This window comes from Agarivorans sp. OAG1 (assembly GCF_037076485.1).
GTDB lineage: Bacteria > Pseudomonadota > Gammaproteobacteria > Enterobacterales > Celerinatantimonadaceae > Agarivorans > Agarivorans albus.
On record NZ_AP028990.1, the window covers coordinates 2,910,716 to 2,932,254 of the forward strand.

The window sequence follows — 21,539 nt, forward strand, 5'->3', positions numbered from 1 at the left end:
TGCGTAGCTTCCTTAAATACAACCTGTACTTAAGGTTAGCGCTAAGTACTTAGTTAGCAAGCTTGCTTAATGCTAAGCAACTGAAAAATTTGTATTTAGTGACCAGACTCCAATTTAGCTTAAGGCTCATTGTCAGCATCCGCTTTATAAACTAGCTAAGGATGTAGTGAGCCTGCCAAACTAATCCGCTTGCGTATCGGTATTCACCTGTTTGGCTTGCTGCCAAGCTTGACGGCAAAGCTCACTGCCATCTGCATCCAGCGGCGCTTCCACTATCCAGCGCAAAGGTGAAACAACCGGGCTGGTTACAAAGCGAATGGTGGTGCCAATTAAACCACCACTTGCGATGCCTATTTTGAAATCTTCAAAACTTCCAGTAACTTGTACCGGTGTAGACAAACCAAAGATTTGGGCGCGTTTCGCTTTTGGTCGCAACACCATTTTTACTTGTTGTTGCTTAAAATCCACTTCGGTTTCACCTAGCACTCTCATGCGGGAAGTGTCTGCCAACAAGACATTTTGAACTAGTTCACCATCGTTACTATCAAAGGCAGCAACCACACAATTAAGTACCGATTTGTCGGAATCATCTAGCTCGGGAACCACAGCACTGGCCAGGCTTACCGCCCATAAGTCCATAATTCCGGCTTCAAATTCTTTAGGCCAAACCGCAAAGCCTACCTTACCGTTGGCACTCTCTAACCATTGCTCAAGCTGTTCAAACTCGCTGTTTACATCTAGATGTAGACTAAAACTACCACGCATCTCGGTATCGGGTTTTATCCGCCTTGCCAACAAGCCATAATCAAAATTTTCGATATCCGCCTTAAGCTGACTATAAAAACCATTTTCTAAAGCGCTTAACTCGCCACTAAGGTTAATTTCACCGCCTGGCAGGGCCAACCATAGAGGCGCTAAACGTAAGCTGCCATCGTGTAACTGCCAATGCAATTTGCCCTCGCCTAACCAATCTTCACCAGATTTAACCCGCTCAACATCTAAAGAAAAATTAGCGTTTAAACGCTGGAACACAGCTTGACTCAACAAAGGCTGAGCGACTTCGTTTGAATCAACTTGATTTTTCTCCTCAGCATTACTTTGCGTTTGTTCAGCTGGTAAATCAGTGCGTTGCTCAAGCCCTTGCCAATCTCCCGTTTTAAAATCATCTAACTGAATATTATTGGCACTAATCGCAATATCGAGTTGGGGTTTTACGTTTACGGTACTTAAGTTAGCTAAGCCTGTGAGCTCGCTATTTGCTACCGCTAATAGCATGTTATTAATAGCGTAGCCTTGCTCGTTTATCTGCAACTCACCAGCAAGCTCTATCGGGCCAAACGGTGGCAGTTGAATACCATGCAAGCTGTCTAACTGACTTAAACTAGGGCTTTTTAAGCGCATAGCAAGGCTTAAGTTATTGCTTGAAACGGGACGTGGAAGTGTCGCCTCTGCCTCTAAATTAACCTGGTTTATATCTAAATTAAGCTGAATTGGTAGCTCACGAGGTTGTTGGCTAAACTCGGCCAAACTGAGAGTGCTTAGCTCTACACTTAACGGAAGCTGCTTTAAGTGACCTGTTAGGGCCAAAGCCAAGGGCTGCTGCGGGCTAGCAGTTAAGCTACCTTGATTAAGCTCTACTCTTGCGCTCGCTTGAGTATTGGGATCAATTAAGTCCCAATAGCCGCCAATCAGCTTAGCCGAGAGCGTGGTACTCGCTAATAGCTGGGCTATATTGTCGCCCTTTAAAGACAAATCTAGTTCTGCACGTTCCAAAGCTAAATTAGCTTGTTCTGCAATATTGAGTTGTTTAAGCAATTGAGGGATATTTGGCTGCTCACTAGCAATAGTAAAATCTAGTTTTAGTGGTGAACCGCGTAAATCTAATACTGCGTTCCCCGCTATTTTACTTTGAGCAAACTCGCCACTAAATGGCGCTTGCTGCAACCAGCCATCACGCGCAGAAGCTTGCAGTGCTATTCGATTAAATTGATGTTCACCTAACAAAAGTTGCGCTACCGAAATATCAAGATCAGCATCATGAATAGCCACACCTTGCGGCAAGATAGGCACACTAATATCTATTGCCTTTTTTTCACTAGCCGGTTGGGTAGCAGCTTTATCTTCTTTTAATCCTGGCAGTGCAGAATCGCTAGGCATAAATGCCATTAACTGGGCTACGTTAATGCGTTGCCAATCGGAACTAATGCTCACTAAACCTTGCTCAGTTTTGCTTTTATCCCAACTTGCTTGTAACTTGCCTTGGCTGTCGGCTAATTGAAGCTGATTAATATTAAGTGATGAGCGCCCTTTTGCTGCCTGCAATGCAAGATCGAGCTTAAAAACCCCCTGCGCTTCTTTATCTACGCCTAGCCATGGCGCGAGCAAACCAATACGTGGCGAATCTGCATTTAACTGCAGACTTGCTCCCTGCTGCCACACGCCACTAGGTAGCTCTCCATTTAGGTTTAGCTCTATTGCGGGCGAGTCTAACTGCATGCGCACTTGCCACGCTTGTTGATTGAGCATGGCTCTTAGAGGGCTGGTATGAATTACCGCGCTAACCGGAATATCTAGCAACACACCATCAAGATTAACGGCTACTTCACTCGCTAATCCGGCACTCATGTTAGCACTGGCAATATCAAAACTGGTGCCAGCGGGTAAGGTCATACGGCTGTCTTCAATTTTGTAGTTAAACTGGCTACTTTCTAGTAGCTCAGCAACATCACTACCCGCCGCATTAATGCGTAATACCGAGCGGCCAATGCTTCCAGTACTTCCCGCCAACATTGGAATGCGGCTGGCTAGTTTATCTAGCGGAGATTTTTGCGCGACCAAACGCATTGACGTTGTTAAGCGGTCGTCCTGCACATTCGCTTTTAAGTTACCGCGAAAGCGAATGTCGTCGACTACTGCGCGCAGCGGTGCTTTTAACTGTTCACCTTCTACTTTTAAACCTAGGCTAATGGATGATATTTCTTGCGGTAGCCCGATTATCTCACCAATGCTTAACGACAAATCTGCATCTGCTTGATTTAACCAGTAACGAATAATCTGCAACAGCGGTAAAGCTTCAGCTTGTGTTTCTGCTTCTTGAACTTGCGCGACAGCGGACTTATTTGGCTTAGGCTGTGTGCGAGTATCAACTAAAGGTTCTTCTGAAGACTGATTAGGCTCAACGCTGGGAAGCCAAACGCCTAAATCAATTTGGTTTATATCTACGTTGCCATTAATAGCGACTGGCTGGTGCCCGGTAAGCGCTAACTCACCAGAAAATTGGCTACTCCCTAAAGTGGCCGAAATTGGCGATAAACTATAGCTACCAGGCTTACCATCAAAACGGGTCGCTAATTTAATGGGTGCAATATGCGATAAATTTGCACCTAACAAACGGGCAATCGAATCGGCATTTTGCCAATCAAGTTTCAGCTCCAAATAGCTGTTTATTTCTTTTTGCGGCGCCAACTGGCCCGATAGGCCCAAACTAGCATCTGCCACCTGCATATTCAGTTGAACGTCGCCAGCTCGCCCCTGCAATAAGGGCTCTAACTGCCAGGTTGAATCTAAGGAGTAACGCTCATCTAGCATGCTGCCTTTGGCTGTCATCGCCAAGGTCTCGCTATCTAAGGAGGTTAGTTTTAGCTCTTCGAGCTGCCAGCTTAGCACTGCTTCAGCAGCTTGGTCTGTGTAGCTAATTCTGGCATCACTAATTAAAATTTGCTCTTTGATTTCAAAGCTATAGTTAATACCTTGCCAAGTGAAATCATTGTTACTCTCTGATTTGCTAAGCTCTGGATGAGAGGCTGTATTGCTTGGCGCGGTTGCAGAACTAGCAAATTGCCAATTGTTATCCCCTTCCTCGGTTCTTATTAACTCTAAATAAAAGCCATCTAGCAGTACTTGCTCGATCTCTAGATGCTGCCTTAGTAATGGCAATACTTGAACCTGAGCACTGGTTTTGCGCACTTGAGCAAAGCTTTGTTCACCAAAGCCGCTAGGATTGGCAATATGAATATCTTCTACGGTAATCGCTGGACGAAAAGACAGCTCTAGTTGGATATTTCCGTTAATACGAACATCTCGCTGCAGTTGCTCGCTAAGTAGCTTGGTAACCAATTGACGGCTATCACCAATCTCTACCTTCACACCCACCATTAAAGCTGCAATGGGTAGCAGGACAATAAGCAACAATACAGTTAAACCAATTAAGCTTCGTTTTAGCCAGGGCTTCATTTTCATCACTACAGTCACGTTTAAATAACAGAAAAAGCCACTAGCACACCGGCTAATAGCTTGAATTTAATGTTGATATTGTAAACCTACTAACAAACTATAGTGTTTGATTAGCAATAAGATAATAGTTAGAAGAGAAATATTTAGCGCTAGCCAAGACTGACTAACGCCTGAGGGTAATGCTTAAAGCGAGGTAGGTATCAATCCTTCAATTAGCGCTGGTCGCCACGCGCCAGCTTCTGGATCGTAAGCACCAAAGCCAGAGGCGTACTCCCAGTAGGCCCAGCTTATGTTGCGCTTTTCTGCCTCGCGAGAAATAAACGCTGTCCAGGCACGTTGATGGTCGGGATCAGAATGCAGTGAATACACGCCATATTCTCCCATGAAGATCTCAAAGCCTCGCCCAGCTTGTTCATTCCAAGCCGTTACCCTATCGAACAAATCAATCAAAGGTTGCTGGTCTGAAGCAGTACCTAACCATGGTGTGCCAATCCAATCGTTAGAGCCCGATACCCAATCAGCGCCTTGGTGAGTAAAGTGGAACGGTTCGTAATAGTGAACGGTAATAATGGTGTTATCTGAATTAACACTGCTAGGTAATTGCAATTGCGTTAAGCCATCGGGATGTCCCCAATTGGCGGTACCAATCATAATAGTACGCTGCTCACTACCATTGTTTTGCTGATCGGCCATAGTGGTCCAAATCAACTGAGTTAGGCGAGCAATGATGTCATTCCAATCATCGTAATCAATGGTGCCATTTGGCTCATTAAGTAGCTCAAATACTACTTGCTCTTGGCCATACTCACTTAACGTGAACTCTTCACTGATTTGTTGCCAGATCCCCACTAAGCGACGTATATGGTTTTCTTGCATGTTCTCGCCGTCGTTCATCATTTCTTCGTAGTGATGAACGTTTAGCACGACTTGCAGATCCTCAGCTAAACTCCAGTCTACCACTTGCTTAACCCGAGCCATGAAGCTTGCATCTATTTGATAAGGTGTTGTTTCACCAGCATGATTTGACCAACGCACTGGTATGCGTACTGTTTTAAAACCAGCGTCAGCAATAATTTGTAGATCTTCTTGAACCAGCAGTCTTCCACCCGTCCACTCTCCTTCATTCGGCGCTTCTAGGTAGTTACCTAAGTTAAGTCCTCGGCCAAGTTGGGTTTGGCTAAGTCCGCCGCTGGCATTCCAACCATACAGGTCGGTATAGTAGGCGCTATCCAGTTCAACTTCTGCATCGCTTGGCGCGCCCACAGAGCTACCGCCGCCACATGCCGCAAGTAGAATACAACTACTGAGCAACACACCACCTTGAAGACATTTCTTAATCACTTCCATGCTTTACCTTCTAAACAACTACCTATTACTACTAAGCAGGCTAACTGATTAGCCCGGGCTGACCTAGGCTAAAGCTTTGTTCAGTAATCAGAATTTGTAGGTTCTCACATTAATAAAGCACCAATGAAAATATGCTCAAATTTGTTTCAAACAAAACATCAAAGAATGTGAAAAAACAACAAACCCGCAGTGTTAGTTGCGGGTTTAGCGTAAAAGATAGTAGCTAGGGTCTGTTGATCTTTGGTGTTGAAACTTTGTTCGAGAAAAGCGGGCTTTAATCGCAGCGAGCACTTAGAAGCCTAGTGGGCTAAGCAAGAAGTGCTTAACAAAGAGTAAAGCTCGCTTATCCGAACCCTTTGGGCAGCATTTCTTAGCCATTTATTCAGCGTTAGCGAGTAATTATTAAGCCCACTTAACTGCACACTCACTGCCTTGCCTAAATAGCTAATAAATTGCTGCAAAAACCATCAGCAAAGATCAACAGACCCTAGTTAACTAAAAGTACTTAAAGTGGAAGCGCAGATGATCTTCGATAAAGCTAGCTATGAAGAAATAGCTATGGTCGTAGCCTTGCTGCATTCTAAAGTTTATTGGGTAATCAAGTTGCTTGGCGGCATCAACAAGGGTTTCGGGCTTGAGCTGCTCAGCAAGAAAATTGTCATCGCTGCCTTGGTCAATCAGCAGCGGCAATTGCTGCTCGGGTTTTAATTGTTTAATCAACAAACTACTGTCGTGCTCTTGCCAACGCAGTTGGTCATCACCTAAATAAGCCGCAAAAGCCTTTTGTCCCCAAGGGCAATTAGTAGGCTGACAGATTGGGCTAAATGCTGAAACCGACGAATAACGCTGGGGATTTTTAAAGGCTATAGACAAAGCGCCATGCCCGCCCATCGAGTGCCCGGCAATAGCTCGCTGTTGGGTAATGGGAAAATGCTGCTCTAACAATGCCGGTAACTCTTCACAAATATAGCTATACATTTGATAGTGTTTAGCCCAAGGCGCTTGGCTGGCATTAACATAAAAGCCAGCACCTAAGCCTAAATCGTAAGCACCTTCTGGGTCATCAGCAACGCCTTCACCTCGTGGGCTAGTATCGGGGGCTACAATCGCCATACCTAGCTCGGCAGCTACTTTAAAGGCTCCGGCTTTTTGCATGAAATTTTCGTCGCTACAGGTTAAACCAGACAACCAATACAACAAGGGTACCGGTGTATCCTCGGCAGCTTGCGGCGGCATATACACAGCAAAAGTCATTTCACATTGCGTGGATTCTGATTGATGAGAATAACGCTGATGGATACCACCAAACACTTTGTTGCTGGCAAGTAATTTAATCGTCATTGCACGCTACCTTAATAGTGAATTACGCTGCGAATACTCTTACCTTGATGCATTAAATCAAATGCCTCATTAATTTTTTCTAAAGCCATGGTATGGGTAATAAAGTCACTAAGTTTAAACTCGCCTGCCATGTAACGTTCTACATATTCTGGTAACTCACTGCGCCCTTTTACTCCTCCAAATGCCGAACCGCGCCAAACCCTGCCGGTAACTAATTGAAACGGCCTAGTGCTTATCTCTTCGCCCGCACCAGCAACCCCAATAATGACCGATTCACCCCAACCTTTATGGCAACACTCTAAGGCTGAGCGCATTACGTTTACGTTACCAATACATTCAAATGAAAAATCCACACCACCATCGGTAAGTTCTACGATGTAATCTTGAATAGGTTTATCGATGGTTTGTGGGTTTATGCAGTCAGTAGCGCCAAGCTGTTTGGCTAAGTCGAACTTAGATTCGTTAATATCAATGGCTAGAATGCGTGAAGCCTTAGCCATTTCTGCGCCAATCACTGCTGATAAGCCAATGCCGCCTAAACCAAATATTGCCACCGTATCTCCAGCTTGCACCTTGGCTGTTTTTGTCACCGCGCCCATGCCGGTGGTAACGCCGCAGCCCAGCAAACAGACTTCTTTTAAGTCGGCACTTGGGTTTATTTTGGCCAGTGATATTTCTGGCAGCACGGTGTATTCACTAAATGTAGAACAGCCCATGTAATGAAAGATGGGTTTACCGTCTTTATAAAAGCGGGTAGTGCCGTCTGGCATTAAACCTTGCCCTTGAGTTGAGCGAATTTTTTGGCAAAGATTGGTTTTGCCCGACAAGCAAAACTTACACTCGCCACATTCTGGGGTATAAAGCGGAATCACGTGATCACCCACTTTAACCGAGTTAACCCCCTCACCCACTTGCTCAACGATGCCGCCACCTTCATGGCCAAGAATACAAGGGAATACCCCCTCTGAATCGGCGCCCGACAAGGTGTAAGCATCGGTATGACATACCCCTGTAGCAATAATTTTAACCAGCACTTCTCCTTTCTTTGGTGGCATAACATCTACGGTTTCGATAGAAAGCGGCTGATTGGGTGCCCAAGCAATAGCGGCTCGAGATTTAATAAAGTTACTGGTATCCATAACATTCCTTCACTAATAGATAAGCAATTTAAACATGCAGTTACCAGAGCATAGCAGAGCCTATAGCCTTGAGCTTTATAAGCATTTTTTATTTTGGGGAACAAAAAAGGCAGCCCGAACGGGCTGCAAAACAAAATGAACTCAAAAACACGGTAAGCAACTTTAGTTGCTTGAACTACTTACAACTTAATAGAGGTGCAAAAACTTACATCGGCATGGTGAGTCTTTAAATCGTAGCTATGGTAAAGCTCGAAACATGGGCGGTTATCAACCGTTAACTCTGCGTCTACCACTTGGGTCATCAGCTGCTGCCAGTAGAGCGCATATTGCGATTTATCCGTTACCAATTTACGCAAGTTGGCATAACTCCCCGCAGGTAAGGTTTGCAACTCGATGCCTGCAGGTGGAGTAACCCCTGCAGGTATAGCCAAGCAAACGTCGGTACGGCATTTATCAGCTGGAGTTAACTCTGGGTTATCGTGATAAATAAAAATACTCTCACCCTCAGCTAAACCCATTGGTCCCGCCCAGCCATAAAGGCGTTCACTGGCAACATCGTAACCTTCGCCATAAGGCCCAGTTACCCGAATATAAGCCAAGTTCTTTTCTTCAAAATGTTCAGTTTTCATGATTTCACTCCTTGTTTGATTTGCAGAGTCATCATATTGCGTGCCGTTTGCTAAAGCGTGTCCATTGTTGCGTAACAGGTGTCCAATCTTGCTGTCTCTTAGCAATTGAGTGTAATGCTCCATGCTTTCACAATTTTTAACTTCGCTAGGGCTTAGTGCAAAGTAGCCTCGAAAAGCCTTAGCTAAGGCTTGCGAGCTAGAAAAACCAAAATCTAAAGCCACTTTGGTGACCGCTTCTTTATGAAAAAATAGCTGGGTGGCGGCTTTCTCAAGTTTTAAGCGGCGAATGAAATCGGCGGGAGTCTCTCCCGTTACCGCCTTAAACACACGGTGAAAATAGTAAGGAGATAAATGGGCCATCTCCGCCACTTCATTCAAATTAAGGTTTTTATCGTAGTTTTTTTCTAAGTAACGAATCACCGGTACAAACTTACGGTGATAATTAGTTTTACTCATTGTGCTCCCTGCTGCTGATCATATAGGGCGAGCTGTTGATAAAGCCAAATAGATGAGTCCACTTGCTCGCCATTGGCAAACCGGATTTGATAAGGTTTGCCACTCAAAGAAGACTTGCTAGCAAGCTTGTCGATGAACATTTCGGCGGTCCAGCTCTCTTTATCTGGCGCAAACCAACTGTTTTGCGCGCGCTTTAGCTTCATTCTTAAATGTTCGCCTGCTTGCTGAGGATTGTGTTCAGATCCATTGCGAACAAAAGTGAGATCGGCTTGTTCAATGGCTTGTAAAAGGACTTCAATTCGTTGCTGCTGTTGTAACCAATTTGAGTCGCTTGCTGTTTCAGCTAAGGCAAACTGACTAAACATGCACAAACTTAACAACAGTAAACTAACACCGCGTTTAAATAGCACCATCAAAAACACCTTTTATTGTAGGGGTTTGCGCCTAGTCTATGACTCATTTCCCTTAAGCTCAAGAAACAAAATAACTGTTGTTAATCGCTGAGTAACTTTAGCCAAGTAGTGTAAACTAAGCGTGGATATTCATTCGAATAATGACTATGATTTTTCATAAATACCAAACAATTAGCTGATGGAGCTGCGTTAAATGCACTATTTCTGGGTACCGTTTTTACCCATGCTAGGAATTATTGTTCCTTTGCTAACCAACAAATTCAGCCGAAGTACTTGTGCACTGGCCACCGCCTTGCTACCTGCGCTTGCACTGGCCTTGATTTTGTTCGACATGCCTGCGGTATTGGGGGGCCAATTTTTCACCCAAAGTATCGCTTGGATCCCACAGCTAGGGCTTAACCTCTCTTTTCGCCTTGATGGCTTGTCAGTGCTGTTCAGCTTACTGATTTTGGGCATAGGCTTGTTGGTCATTTTGTATGCTCGCTACTACTTGAGCGAAAAAGACCACATGGGCCGCTTTTATTGCTACCTAATTATGTTTATGACAGCAATGCTAGGCATTGTGATGTCGAATAACATGTTGCAGCTTTGGTTTTTCTGGGAGTTAACCAGTATCAGCTCCTTCCTGCTTATTAGTTTTTGGTCTCATAGCAGTGACGCAAGAAAAGGCGCTCGCATGGCGCTTACCATTACTGGCGCTGGCGGCTTAGCCCTGTTAGGTGGCATTGTGTTACTGGGCCAAGTTGTCGGTAGCTACGAACTTGATGTGGTATTAAACAGCGGCGAATTAGTGCAGCAACACCCTTATTACTTTGCCATTTTGGCCTTGTTTCTATTAGGCGCGTTCACTAAATCAGCACAGTTTCCGTTCCACTTTTGGCTACCACATGCCATGGCAGCCCCTACACCGGTAAGTGCTTATTTACACTCTGCTACCATGGTTAAAGCGGGTATCTTCCTATTAGCACGTTTTTACCCAGTGCTAGCAGGAACCGAAACCTGGTTTGCGGTGGTTTCTCTTACTGGCTTGTTTACGTTGTTATTGGGTGCTTACACAGCACTATTTAAGCACGATTTAAAAGGCTTACTGGCTTATTCAACCATTAGTCACTTGGGTTTAATTGTATTGCTGCTTGGCTTAAATACCCAACTGGCGGCAATTGCAGCAGTATTTCATATTATTAACCACGCCATTTTTAAAGCTTCACTATTTATGGCAGCTGGCATTATTGACCATGAGTCCGGTTCGCGTGATATGCGCAAACTTAATGGTTTATGGAAGTACATGCCAATCACCGCCACGCTGGCGATGGTGGCCTCAGCCTCGATGGCCGGTGTGCCGCTGTTAAATGGTTTTCTTTCCAAAGAAATGTTTTTTGCCGAAACTCTCGACCAAAGCATTTTAGGCTCACTATCTTGGCTTATTCCTGTTCTTGCCACCATTGGTGGTGCGTTTGCAGTAGCCTATTCATTACGCTTTATTCACGATGTATTTTTCAACGGGGAACCGAAAGGTTTAACCAAAACACCGCACGAGCCGCCGCGCTACATGCGAGTGCCCGTCGAAATCTTGGTAGCCCTATGTTTGATTGTTGGAATCTTCCCTAATTTCACCATTGGCCCTTTGTTAGACAGTGCCTCGCTGGCAGTACTGAACCACCCCTTACCCGAATTTAGTTTAGCTCTTTGGCACGGCTTTAACATTCCATTGCTGATGAGCGGTCTCGCTATTGCTGGCGGATTAGCCATTTATTTAAATCGCAAACCATTGTTTAGGTTTGAAGGCTTATTCCCCGCACTAGATGCCAAGCTGATATTTGAAGGCGCCATTCAACGCTGCGTAGTATGGGCGCAAAAAGTGAATGGTTATTTAGAGTCTGGATCGTTACAGCGCTACGCATTTTGGCTGTGCTTTTTTGCACTAGCCCTAACGGCACCACCGCTACTGGATTTAGAGACAACTCAAGGAAGCTTGCCAAACACGCCGCTTAATGGCGCAGTTGTGATTGCTGCGATACTGTTAATTGCAGGCTCACTCGCTACCATTATCTGGAGCCACTACCGGATGATAGCATTGCTGATGCTATCGCTAGTGGGTTTGGTGGTATCTATTACCTTCGCCTACTTCTCTGCGCCAGATTTAGCCTTAACGCAGTTATCTGTAGAAGTAGTAACGGTAATCCTGCTGTTGTTAGCTTTGTACTTTTTCCCTCAACATACTCCTACCAGCAAAAGCCGCCCCAGCCACTTTGTTCGTGACTTAGCGGTAGCTTCGGCAATTGGTTGTATCGTTGGCAGTATTTGTTTTGCCTTACTGACTCATCCGCTAGATAGCATTTCAGATTTCTTTATTGCTAATGCTAAAACTGGCGGCGGTGGTACCAATGTGGTTAACGTTATTCTGGTTGATTTCCGTGGTTTTGATACCTTTGGCGAAATTACCGTTTTGGGTATTGCGGCACTAGGTATTTATAAGCTGATCGCAAGAATGCGTTTATCGATGCGTACTAAAGATCACGATGGCCGCTTATGGGCTAAAGACAAATACCCAATTCTGCTGTCGGTAGTATCACAAAGCTTACTGCCCTTATTCCTATTGGTATCGGCTTACATTTTCATGCGAGGACATAACTTACCCGGTGGTGGCTTTATTGCAGGCTTAATTACCTCGATTGCACTAATTCAGCAGTATTTGGCTCACGGCGTAGATTGGATGAGCAAGCGGGTAAGCGTTAGTTACCACTACTTTATTGCCATTGGTTTAGTCACCGCAGCAATCACCGGTTTAGGTAGCTGGGCCTTTGGTCGCCCATTCTTAACCTCTTGGTTTGATTACTTCTCACTACCTTGGATAGGCAAGTTTGAGCTTACCAGCGCCTTGGTATTTGATTTAGGCGTGTACTTAACGGTAATCGGCGCAACCTTATTGATTTTGGCTAATCTAGGCAAACTCACTACCAAAGAACGACTCACCGTAGGAGAAAGATAATGGAAGTAGTCTACTCAGTGTGTGTCGGCTTTATGACCGCTTGTGGCATCTTTTTAATGCTACGTGGCCACACTTTTACCCTTGTTATAGGATTAACCTTGTTGTCTTACGCTGTTAATTTATTTTTGTTTGCCAGTGGCGGGTTAACCATTGGCGCGCCAGCGGTGCTAAATGGCGGAGACAATTACGCCGACCCACTCCCTCAAGCTTTAGTACTAACAGCGATTGTTATTGGATTTGCAATGACCGCTTTTGCCGTTATTTTGGCCATGCGCGGACGTGCCGATTTGGGTAATGACCATGTTGATGGAGAAGAACCTATAGACCGTTTAGCGCGGGAGGATAAAGCCTAATGAGTTTGTTTGATCATTTAGTTGTTTTCCCCGTTCTAATCCCGTTTTTTGTGGGCGTGATTTTGCTATTTCCAAGCCTAAGCGCATCGTTAAGTAAGCAACGTATTTTCACGATTGCAGCCAATTTATTAATGGTTGTTGTGGCAATAGCCTTACTTTTAAAAGTGCAAAATCAAGGTATTCAAATGTATGCCTTAGGTGATTGGTCGGCGCCCTTTGGTATTGTATTAGTGGCTGATGCCTTTTCTGCATTAATGATTGCCTTGAGCGCCGTATTAGGCCTAACTGTCATTTTGTATGCCAGTGCCGGTGAAGATAAAAATGGAGCATTTTTTCATCCATTAATTATGTTCCAACTAATGGGCATTAACGGCGCCTTTCTAACTGGCGATGCGTTCAACCTGTTTGTATTTTTTGAGGTATTACTGATTGCTTCCTACTCCTTGATGATCCACGGAGGCGGTAAACAAAAAATTCAGGCCAACATCCATTATGTATTTTTAAACTTAATTGGCTCATCGTTATTCTTGTTTGCCCTAGGCACCTTATACGGCACCTTAGGTACCCTCAACTTTGCCGATATGGCTGACAAAATTCCGCAACTGTCACACAGTGAACAGCTAATTACTAAGTCTGGTGCATTACTGTTACTTGCCGTGTTTGGCTTGAAAGCAGCAATGCTTCCGCTGCACTTTTGGTTGCCTAAAGCATACTCAAGCACCAGCACCCCAGTAGCCGCGCTATTTGCCATTATGACCAAAGTTGGTATCTACAGTATTTGGCGGATCCACGGAGTAATGTTTGGTGAACAAGCGGGTGAGCTGGCCAATATCGCACTTCCGTGGCTTTGGCCAATTGCCTTATTGACCATCGCCATTGGCGCGATATCAGTATTAGCGAGCCAAAGCCTAAGAGTATTATGTAGCAACTTGGTGATAGTTTCGGTTGGTACTTTGTTGGTTACAATTAGCCTAAATAGCGTACAAGCTAGCACTGCCGGTATTTATTACTTAGTACACAGTACCATCGCTTGTGCTGCGATGTTTTTGCTGGCGGGACTCATTCAGCAACAGCGAGGAAAAGCAGAAGACCGCTTTGTAACAGCAAGAGCGATGCCTCAATCAGCTAAATTAGGCTTTGTATTTGCGCTGCTTGCAATTGGTCTCATCGGCATGCCACCGTTGTCTGGTTTTGTTGGCAAAGCCCTTATCTTGCAATCGGTAACCGATACCAATCAAATGGCGTGGATATGGTCTTTAATTTTAGGTGCAGGTTTGATTTCGCTAATTGCCTTATCTCGCGCCGGAACCTCTTTGTTTTGGCGTACCAGTGGCGAAAACACCACTGCCTTACAAGGGCACCCTATTCAATATTTAGCCATCGCTATTTTAGTGGGCTTACTACCTTTAATGGTGGTCTTTGGTGGTCCATTAACCGATTACGCTCAGCTTGCCGCAGAGCAACTCAATGCAGGTTTAAGCCTGCAACATCTTAACGAGGTAGCCAAATGATTAAAACTCAAAAGAAATTTGTTTGGTTTCCAACCCCTTACCACAGCTTACTGTTGTGGTTAGTGTGGCAAATCTTACATGAGTTTAGCCGCGGACATATGGTACTAGGTGCAATCTTCGCTATTGTAATCCCTTGGATCGTTGCGCCTCTAAGTGAAAAAGAACCGGTTGCTAAAAACCCACTTAAAGTAATCTCTTACACTTTTCGTCTAATTATCGATATTGTAGTTTCGAACTTTGATGTTGCGAAAAGAGTTTTACAAAGTAACAAAAAACTTAACCCTGCGTTTATCGCAGTGCCCATCTCTTTTAGCGAACCTTTGCCATTAACCATTTTTACAAGCAGTGTGTCGTTAACCCCAGGAACCTGCAGTGTCGAGTTATCTGACGACAAACAATGGCTGTATGTACACGTGCTTCACCTAGAGGATGAGCAAGCGCTAATTACACAAATTAAACAGCGCTATGAAGCCCCACTGAAGGAGATTTTCAAATGTTAGCTTATGCCACTCTCTTTGCCAGCGGCTTAATTTGTATAGCCTTAGCGCTTAATGCTTGGCGCTTAATTATTGGGCCTACCGCACCTGATCGCATTGTTGCGGTAGACACTATGTATATCAACAGCATCGCCTTAATTATATTGTTAGGCTTGTACCAAGGCTCGGTAAGTTACTACGAAAGTGCATTGCTAATTGCCCTATTGGGCTTTGTTAGTACTGCTGCATTTTGTAAATACTTACTTCGCGGCGACATCATCGAATAGGATTAGCAGATGACCAGTTTATTAGAAATTGTTGTAAGTATTCTGCTTGTACTTGGCGCAGTAGTTATGTTGATTGGCTCAGTTGGTTTAGCCAAGTTGCCAGATTTTTTCACCCGCTTGCACGCCCCTACCAAGGCGAGCACATTGGGTGTCGGCTGCATTTTAATTGCCTCAATGGTTTATTTTAGCTTTGAGTTAGGCAGGGTTAATTTAAAAGAAATACTGATTACCATGTTTTTGCTAATTACTGCGCCTATTGCAGCGCACATGCTAGCTAAAGCCGGTTTGCACTACAAAGTGAAGCTTAAGGACAACACTCATAAGCAACACTTAACCAACAAAGCTTATTTGCATCAAAACCCGAATGACGAGTAATCAACATCCGGCGGCGTTTTTTAACCGCGCCGCCGATAATAACAAACAGGCAATCTTAGAGCAGCTTGCCCCAAGGCTAACATCATCGCGGTGCCTACTTGAGATTGGTTCAGGCACCGGACAACACGCTGCTTTTTTTGCTAAAGCCCTACCTCAACTTCGTTGGCAGACCTCAGACCAACAAACCAATGACCCAGCCATTAGATATTGGCAAGAGTACATGATACTCAGTGAGCAACCGCCGCCGCTTAACTATCAAGTAGGTACAGATCTATGGCCATGTGATTGCGACACAGTATATACCGCCAATACCGCACACATAATGCCTAAAGAGCTCGTAGAGCTAATGTATTCGAACATCGGTGACAATTTACCATCTAAAGGACAACTGTTTCACTACGGTCCGTTTAAGCAAGCTGGCCAATACAGTAGCGAGAGTAATCGCGAGTTCGATTTGATGCTGCAAGCTCAAGGCTACGGAGGCCTTCGAGACATTGAGCAATTGCAGTCTTGGGCAGCCAAACATGATTTACATCTCAAAGAAACAATAGCTATGCCAGCTAACAACCTATTGTTAGTTTGGCAAAAAGCCTAACTAACAAAAAAGCCAGTCATAAGACTGGCTTTTTTTATACTCGCACAGTTTACTCTGCGCTAGCAGCTTTATCTTCATTGGTGTAAATCAAGATTGGGTCACTCTCACCTTGAATCACCGTTTGGTCGATAACTACTTTTGAAATATTATCAATCGATGGTAAGTCGTACATTGTATTAAGCAATACTGCTTCTACAATTGAACGCAAGCCACGAGCACCGGTTTTACGCTCCATCGCTTTGTGAGCGATAGCACGAAGTGCATCTTCGCGGAACTCTAGCTCAACATCTTCAAGCTTGAACAAAGCACCGTACTGTTTAGTAAGGGCATTTTTAGGTTCGCTTAAAATCTGGATTAATGCGTCTTCATCAAGCTCAGTTAGCGTAGCCACTACAGGCAAACGGCCAATAAACTCAGGAATAAGACCGTACTTAACTAGATCTTCTGGCTCAACTTTAGAGAAGGTTTCGCTTAGCGAGTTTTTATCTGCTTCGCCCTTCACTTCAGCCCCGAAACCAATACCGGTTCCGGTAGAAGCTCGTTGCTCGATAACCTTATCTAAGCCAGCAAATGCACCACCACAGATGAATAGGATTTTAGAGGTATCAACCTGTAAAAACTCTTGCTGAGGATGCTTACGTCCGCCTTGAGGAGGAACAGAAGCTACAGTACCTTCAATTAACTTAAGTAAGGCTTGCTGTACACCTTCACCAGAAACATCACGAGTAATTGACGGGTTATCTGATTTACGAGAAATTTTGTCAATTTCATCAATGTAAACAATACCGCGTTGCGCTTTATCAACGTCGTAATCACATTTCTGCAGTAACTTCTGGATGATGTTTTCAACATCTTCACCCACATAACCTGCTTCGGTTAAGGTGGTAGCATCAGCCATGGTAAACGGTACATCGAGTAAACGAGCAAGCGTTTCCGCCAGTAGCGTTTTACCACTACCAGTTGGGCCAATAAGAAGGATATTACTCTTACCAAGCTCAATGCCATCAGCCACATCACCGTTACGAAGGCGCTTGTAGTGGTTATAAACCGCTACTGCTAATACTTTCTTGGCGTGATCTTGACCAATTACGTAGTCATCAAGGTGTTCTCTAATTTCCTTAGGAACCGGTAAGGCGTTGCCTTCTTTTTTATTTGGCGATATTTCTTTTATTTCTTCTCGAATGATGTCGTTACATAACTCAACACATTCGTCACAAATATAGACGGAGGGACCGGCAATCAGCTTTCTCACTTCATGCTGGCTTTTACCGCAGAAGGAGCAATACAACAGCTTACTGCTATCTCCATCACCCTTGCGCTTATCTGTCATTCGCTAACCTCAAACTATGTAGCATTCTACGCTTTTATCTACAGTGTAAATCAAACCGCGAAGAATGCTATTTTCTCTATGCTCTATCTGTACAGACCGTGAATTGGAACTAATTATTCACGACGCGCAAAGATATCATCGACGATACCGTATTCTTTAGCCTGTTCAGCTGTCATATAGTTATCGCGATCAGTGTCTGCAGCGATAGTATCAAAACTTTGGCCAGTATGCTCGGCCAACAACTCGTTCATGCGACGTTTTGTTTTAATAATTTCGTTGGCGTGGATTTCAATGTCAGATGCTTGACCTTGATAACCGCCTAGTGGCTGGTGAATCATCACTTTGGCGTTTGGTAAACAATAACGTTTGCCTTTAGCGCCACCAGCCAATAAAAATGCGCCCATGCTTGCTGCCATACCCATACACACGGTACTAATTTTAGGCTTAATAAACTGCATGGTGTCGTAAATCGCCATACCAGCACTAATTGAGCCACCTGGCGAGTTAATGTAAATGAAGATGTCTTTCTCTGGGTTCTCAGATTCTAAAAATAACAACTGAGCAACCACTAGGTTGGCCATGTGGTCTTCCACTTGACCAGTTAAGAAAATAACTCGGTCTTTTAATAGACGAGAGTAAATATCATAAGAGCGTTCCCCTTTAGAGGTTTGCTCAATAACCATTGGCACCAAAGCCGCCATGGGGTCGAATGCAGACTGATTAACTTCTTTAGACATTGATGCGCTCTTCCTTAAAAAAAATGGCTCGTATGTAGTACATACGAGCCATTATATGCGAGATAAAGGTGGCTAAGTCAAATTAGACCTTAGTTTGCACCTTGCTTGTTCATAATTTCATCAAAAGCTACTTCTTTTTCAGTCACTTTTGCTTTACCAAGCACAAATTCAATCGCTTGCTCTTCTAAAACTACGTTACGAACGTTGTTCATCAACTCTTCGTTTTTCGCGTAGTAGTCAAGAACTTCAGTTGGATCTTCGTAAGCAGAAGCGAAAGAAGCAATGTGCTCTTTAACTTTCTCATCATCAGCTTCTAGTTCGTTAACTTTGATTAACTCACCTAATAGAAGACCGGTGCGAACGCGACGCTGCGCTTGCTCAGTGAATAGCTCATCTGGAAGCTCTGGAGCATTTTGTGCGTTTTCGCCAAAACGTTGCATTGCTTGCTTACGAAGTTGCTCAACTTCTTGAGAAACTAGAGCAGCTGGTACGTCAATTTCGTTTTGCTCGATAAGACCAGCTAAAACTTGCTCTTTAACACCCGCTTTTAGCGTTTGCTCAAGTTCACGTTCCATGTTCTTACGGATTTCAGCTTTAAGTGCGTCTAGTTCACCAGACTCTACACCGAACAATTTAACGAATTCTTCGTTAACTTCAGCTAGTTCAGGCTTTTCAACTTTGTTGATTTTGATATCAAAAGTTGCAGCTTTACCTTTTAGGTTTTCTGCGTGGTAATCTTCTGGGAAGTTAACTTCAATAGTGAACTCTTCGCCAGTTTTCTTACCCATGATGCCGTCTTCAAAACCAGGAATCATACGGCCAGCGCCCATAGCTAGGTCGAAACCTTCAGCTTTGCCGCCTTCAAATTCTTCACCGTCGATTTTACCTAAGAAGTCTAGGTTTACGCGGAATTCGTTTTTGATCATGCCCTTGGTTTCTTTCCAAGTAGCTTGCTGCTTGCGCAACGTGTCGATCATGTTGTCAACGTCTTTGTCGTTAACGGTAGCAGTTTTCTTTTCTACTTCGATTGCGTCTAGACCAGCAACTTCTACTTCTGGGAAGATTTCGAAAGTAGCGCTAAAGCTGAACTCGCCATCTTTAGTATCACCAGGCTGAAGTGCTGGAGCACCTGCTGGGTTTAGCTTCTCTTGCATGATAGCTTCGTAGAATGAACGCTGCATTGCTTGACCAGTTACATCGTGGCGAATAGCTGCACCGTAACGTTTCTTGATTACGCTTACTGGCACTTTACCAGGGCGGAAACCGTCGATGCGAGCGCGACGTGATTCTTGCTTAAGCGCTTGCTCAATTTGCTGTTCGATTTGCGTAGCGTCAATCGAAATCGTAACACGACGCTCCAAGCCCTGAGTTGTTTCTACTGAAACCTGCATTTTATTACCTCGGCTATAGTCAGCACCCTGCTGACAATTTACTTACGTAAACAATGGGAATTTAGCGGTTCGCATTGGCGAACTAGCTGTCCTTAGTTAAGGACCCATAATTTCAAAACGCCGCATTATAGCCATGGTTTTCGCCAAGGTCGAGACTGATTGCTAGATAATCGCAGATATCGCGTAAATATTTGCTGCTACGCATACCTGTTTGGCGATTTTCACTACATTAAGCTCAAAGCTCCCGCTCAAAAAACAGGTCTTTGTTGATATAACGCTTGCTTATAATTAGCGCACCCGCACAAAATTAGACCAATGACTCTACAAAGCTAGGCAAGCGATAAGCAAACTTTTATACTTCGCCGAAAACGGATGCGGTAAAAATGTTTAGGGATTAATGAAAAACCAAGGCTTTACCTTAATAGAACTGGTTGTAGTGATTATCGTGATCGGTATTCTTGCGGTTACTGCTGCACCTAAGCTACTAAATCTATCCAGTGATGCCCGAATAAAAACCATTGAACAAATCAGCGTTAGTGTAAAAGCCGCCAACGACCTCCTCACCCTTAAATCCTACATGCCAAGTTATGTGTCGCAACAGGTGCCTAATCGCGATGACTTAATCGACGTAGACATGGATGGAGATGGCACTTTTGATGTATTTAACCCCGATAGTCCTGACGTAAGACTAAAATGGCGATACCTTGATAATACCGACATTACTAAACGCATCGACATTGATGATGTTTTTGTTTTACAAGAGCAAGGCATTGCTTTCACTTATCTGGGCTACGACAGAAACGGTAATGGCCAAGTCACTGACGACAACTGCTATTTTCAATATACCCAAGCCAGTAACGCAACTACGCCTCCGCAGTACGAGCTAGTTGACGACGGTTGCTAAAAAGCCCCTAAGACGGGGCTTTTGCTAAATGCATTAACGACCGACTAAAGAAATGGGTAACTAACGCCTACTTGAGCCAGAATCTCATCCATTACTCGCTGGGTGCCTAGGGTGTCTTGCCAAGTATTTAACTGGCTTTGCAACTTCCCCTGACGAATGCAACTCATCGCTTCACTTGATTGATATTCGAAACCGCTGGCTAAGTACGGCAGCTCTAATAGCTCTGGGCGCTTGTCGAATAAATGAAGCTCTACTTTGTTGCTATCCCAAAAATACGCTGGTACCACAATTTTGCCTTTATCACCGTAAATGCAAAAACTGTTTTCGGTATAACTTTGGAAAGAACAGGTGAATTGGCTAACTGCACCACCATAGTTAAGAATAACGCTACAACGCTCGTCAACACCTGTAGGGCCAACCAGGCCATCGGCTAAAACCTTACTAGGGTGTCTGCCCATCACAAACTGCGATAAAGCAACGTTATACACTCCGTAATCAAGTAGCACCCCGCCCGCTAAATCTATATTAAGTAAGCGATCACTTTCATCTCTTGGAATGGGAAACGCAAAGCTAGATTGCAGCAACTTAATGTCACCAATCATGTTTTGATTTAGCCAACGCTTTACCTGCTGCCATACAGGCAAATAACGGCTCCACATAGCTTCCATTAAAAACACTTGGTGCTGTTCGGCCAACGCCATAAGTTGTTCAGCTTGCGCGGCATTCACCGTTAAGGGCTTTTCACACAGCACTGGCTTACCCGCTAGAATACAAGCCCGAATCGTTTCGTAATGAAAACGATGGGGGTTGGCAATATATACTGCATCAACCTTTGGGTCGGCGAGTAATTCGTCGTATCGTAAATAGCTAGTAGCGGCGCCAAAATCTTTAGCAAAGGCTTTGCCACGCTGCTCATTAGAGCTTGCCACTGCATACAGTTTGGCGTCTTCAATGGCGCTTAAGCCCTCGGCAAAACGCCGAGCAATACGGCCTGGAGCAATAATGCCCCAGTTAAAGGTTTTTCTTTGCATTG

Annotated in this window: 18 protein-coding genes; 8 read left to right on the plus strand and 10 right to left on the minus strand. The window is 44.3% G+C overall.

What is annotated here, in order from left to right; all coding sequences use genetic code 11:
- Positions 1-180: 180 nt before the first annotated feature.
- The 6 genes from OAG1_RS13295 to OAG1_RS13320 form a co-directional block, all read right to left on the minus strand.
- Positions 181-4,239 carry an AsmA family protein gene (locus OAG1_RS13295; protein ID WP_338621638.1) on the minus strand — a complete coding sequence of 1,353 codons (4,059 nt, stop codon included), beginning with the start codon at positions 4,237-4,239 and terminating at the stop codon, positions 181-183.
- Between the two features lie 177 nt (positions 4,240-4,416).
- On the minus strand, positions 4,417-5,580 hold the full coding sequence (locus OAG1_RS13300) for a glycoside hydrolase family 5 protein (protein WP_338621639.1): 1,164 nt from the start codon (positions 5,578-5,580) through the stop codon (positions 4,417-4,419).
- A gap of 495 nt (positions 5,581-6,075) precedes the next feature.
- A complete protein-coding gene (gene fghA, locus OAG1_RS13305) occupies positions 6,076-6,915 on the minus strand; it encodes an S-formylglutathione hydrolase (protein WP_338626429.1) in 840 nt (279 codons plus the stop codon).
- Between the two features lie 17 nt (positions 6,916-6,932).
- Positions 6,933-8,060 carry an S-(hydroxymethyl)glutathione dehydrogenase/class III alcohol dehydrogenase gene (locus tag OAG1_RS13310; RefSeq protein ID WP_338621640.1) on the minus strand — a complete coding sequence of 376 codons (1,128 nt, stop codon included), beginning with the start codon at positions 8,058-8,060 and terminating at the stop codon, positions 6,933-6,935.
- 179 nt (positions 8,061-8,239) lie between these two features.
- Complete coding sequence (locus OAG1_RS13315; protein WP_338621641.1) at positions 8,240-9,145, minus strand: AraC family transcriptional regulator; 906 nt, start codon at positions 9,143-9,145, stop codon at positions 8,240-8,242.
- Positions 9,142-9,558, minus strand: a complete 417-nt coding sequence (locus tag OAG1_RS13320; RefSeq protein WP_338621642.1) for a DUF5329 family protein — start codon at positions 9,556-9,558, stop codon at positions 9,142-9,144. Before OAG1_RS13320 ends, OAG1_RS13315 begins: the two co-directional genes overlap by 4 nt.
- Positions 9,559-9,751: 193 nt before the next feature.
- Between OAG1_RS13320 and OAG1_RS13325 the strand changes: the two genes are divergently transcribed.
- Genes OAG1_RS13325 through OAG1_RS13355 form a run of 7 tightly spaced genes read left to right on the plus strand, consistent with a single transcriptional unit; the run spans position 9,752 to position 16,144 of the window.
- A complete protein-coding gene (locus OAG1_RS13325; protein WP_338621643.1) occupies positions 9,752-12,547 on the plus strand; it encodes a monovalent cation/H+ antiporter subunit A in 2,796 nt (931 codons plus the stop codon).
- Complete coding sequence (locus OAG1_RS13330; RefSeq protein WP_016400656.1) at positions 12,547-12,900, plus strand: Na+/H+ antiporter subunit C; 354 nt, start codon at positions 12,547-12,549, stop codon at positions 12,898-12,900. The genes OAG1_RS13325 and OAG1_RS13330 overlap by 1 nt, the downstream gene beginning before the upstream one ends.
- Positions 12,900-14,411 carry a monovalent cation/H+ antiporter subunit D gene (locus tag OAG1_RS13335; protein WP_338621644.1) on the plus strand — a complete coding sequence of 504 codons (1,512 nt, stop codon included), beginning with the start codon at positions 12,900-12,902 and terminating at the stop codon, positions 14,409-14,411. The genes OAG1_RS13330 and OAG1_RS13335 overlap by 1 nt, the downstream gene beginning before the upstream one ends.
- The gene (locus OAG1_RS13340) at positions 14,408-14,911 is read left to right on the plus strand and encodes a Na+/H+ antiporter subunit E (RefSeq protein ID WP_338621645.1); all 504 of its coding nucleotides are present in this window, start codon (positions 14,408-14,410) and stop codon (positions 14,909-14,911) included. Before OAG1_RS13335 ends, OAG1_RS13340 begins: the two co-directional genes overlap by 4 nt.
- Positions 14,905-15,174 (plus strand): K+/H+ antiporter subunit F, encoded by a 270-nt coding sequence (locus OAG1_RS13345; protein WP_016400659.1) that lies wholly within the window; start codon positions 14,905-14,907, stop codon positions 15,172-15,174. The genes OAG1_RS13340 and OAG1_RS13345 overlap by 7 nt, the downstream gene beginning before the upstream one ends.
- 9 nt (positions 15,175-15,183) lie before the next feature.
- Positions 15,184-15,549: a Na+/H+ antiporter subunit G gene (locus OAG1_RS13350; RefSeq protein ID WP_220718332.1), complete on the plus strand. Its 366-nt coding sequence runs from the start codon at positions 15,184-15,186 to the stop codon at positions 15,547-15,549.
- A complete protein-coding gene (locus OAG1_RS13355; protein WP_338621646.1) occupies positions 15,539-16,144 on the plus strand; it encodes a DUF938 domain-containing protein in 606 nt (201 codons plus the stop codon). The genes OAG1_RS13350 and OAG1_RS13355 overlap by 11 nt, the downstream gene beginning before the upstream one ends.
- A gap of 49 nt (positions 16,145-16,193) precedes the next feature.
- On the opposite strand, the gene clpX is transcribed toward OAG1_RS13355, so the two are convergent.
- The 3 genes from clpX to tig all read right to left on the minus strand — a co-directional run bounded on the left by clpX (position 16,194) and on the right by tig (position 19,602).
- The gene (gene clpX / locus OAG1_RS13360; RefSeq protein ID WP_016400662.1) at positions 16,194-17,474 is read right to left on the minus strand and encodes an ATP-dependent protease ATP-binding subunit ClpX; all 1,281 of its coding nucleotides are present in this window, start codon (positions 17,472-17,474) and stop codon (positions 16,194-16,196) included.
- Positions 17,475-17,587: 113 nt separating this feature from the next.
- Entirely contained in the window at positions 17,588-18,211 is a 624-nt protein-coding gene (gene clpP, locus OAG1_RS13365; protein ID WP_016400663.1) for an ATP-dependent Clp endopeptidase proteolytic subunit ClpP, read from the minus strand.
- Between the two features lie 89 nt (positions 18,212-18,300).
- Positions 18,301-19,602, minus strand: a complete 1,302-nt coding sequence (gene tig, locus OAG1_RS13370) for a trigger factor (RefSeq protein WP_016400664.1) — start codon at positions 19,600-19,602, stop codon at positions 18,301-18,303.
- Between the two features lie 397 nt (positions 19,603-19,999).
- Here tig and OAG1_RS13375 point away from each other — a divergent pair, with 397 nt between their 5' ends.
- A complete protein-coding gene (locus OAG1_RS13375; RefSeq protein WP_016400665.1) occupies positions 20,000-20,506 on the plus strand; it encodes a prepilin-type N-terminal cleavage/methylation domain-containing protein in 507 nt (168 codons plus the stop codon).
- Between the two features lie 44 nt (positions 20,507-20,550).
- Here the strand turns inward: OAG1_RS13375 and OAG1_RS13380 are convergent, their stop codons facing one another.
- On the minus strand, positions 20,551-21,537 hold the full coding sequence (locus tag OAG1_RS13380; protein ID WP_338621647.1) for a Gfo/Idh/MocA family oxidoreductase: 987 nt from the start codon (positions 21,535-21,537) through the stop codon (positions 20,551-20,553).
- Positions 21,538-21,539 lie beyond the last annotated feature (2 nt).

What these genes read in the sequence shown, in the direction of transcription:
- OAG1_RS13380 (WP_338621647.1), bottom strand. Translation starts at nt 21,537, where the DNA reads ATGCAAAGAAAAACCTTTAACTGGGGCATTATTGCTCCAGGCCGTATT.
- OAG1_RS13330 (WP_016400656.1), top strand. Translation starts at nt 12,547, where the DNA reads ATGGAAGTAGTCTACTCAGTGTGTGTCGGCTTTATGACCGCTTGTGGC.
- clpP (WP_016400663.1), bottom strand. Translation starts at nt 18,211, where the DNA reads ATGTCTAAAGAAGTTAATCAGTCTGCATTCGACCCCATGGCGGCTTTG.
- OAG1_RS13325 (WP_338621643.1), top strand. Translation starts at nt 9,752, where the DNA reads ATGCACTATTTCTGGGTACCGTTTTTACCCATGCTAGGAATTATTGTT.
- OAG1_RS13295 (WP_338621638.1), bottom strand. Translation starts at nt 4,239, where the DNA reads ATGAAAATGAAGCCCTGGCTAAAACGAAGCTTAATTGGTTTAACTGTA.
- OAG1_RS13350 (WP_220718332.1), top strand. Translation starts at nt 15,184, where the DNA reads ATGACCAGTTTATTAGAAATTGTTGTAAGTATTCTGCTTGTACTTGGC.
- clpX (WP_016400662.1), bottom strand. Translation starts at nt 17,474, where the DNA reads ATGACAGATAAGCGCAAGGGTGATGGAGATAGCAGTAAGCTGTTGTAT.
- OAG1_RS13300 (WP_338621639.1), bottom strand. Translation starts at nt 5,580, where the DNA reads ATGGAAGTGATTAAGAAATGTCTTCAAGGTGGTGTGTTGCTCAGTAGT.
- OAG1_RS13355 (WP_338621646.1), top strand. Translation starts at nt 15,539, where the DNA reads ATGACGAGTAATCAACATCCGGCGGCGTTTTTTAACCGCGCCGCCGAT.
- OAG1_RS13310 (WP_338621640.1), bottom strand. Translation starts at nt 8,060, where the DNA reads ATGGATACCAGTAACTTTATTAAATCTCGAGCCGCTATTGCTTGGGCA.
- tig (WP_016400664.1), bottom strand. Translation starts at nt 19,602, where the DNA reads ATGCAGGTTTCAGTAGAAACAACTCAGGGCTTGGAGCGTCGTGTTACG.
- OAG1_RS13345 (WP_016400659.1), top strand. Translation starts at nt 14,905, where the DNA reads ATGTTAGCTTATGCCACTCTCTTTGCCAGCGGCTTAATTTGTATAGCC.
- OAG1_RS13320 (WP_338621642.1), bottom strand. Translation starts at nt 9,558, where the DNA reads ATGGTGCTATTTAAACGCGGTGTTAGTTTACTGTTGTTAAGTTTGTGC.
- OAG1_RS13340 (WP_338621645.1), top strand. Translation starts at nt 14,408, where the DNA reads ATGATTAAAACTCAAAAGAAATTTGTTTGGTTTCCAACCCCTTACCAC.
- OAG1_RS13335 (WP_338621644.1), top strand. Translation starts at nt 12,900, where the DNA reads ATGAGTTTGTTTGATCATTTAGTTGTTTTCCCCGTTCTAATCCCGTTT.
- OAG1_RS13315 (WP_338621641.1), bottom strand. Translation starts at nt 9,145, where the DNA reads ATGAGTAAAACTAATTATCACCGTAAGTTTGTACCGGTGATTCGTTAC.
- OAG1_RS13375 (WP_016400665.1), top strand. Translation starts at nt 20,000, where the DNA reads ATGAAAAACCAAGGCTTTACCTTAATAGAACTGGTTGTAGTGATTATC.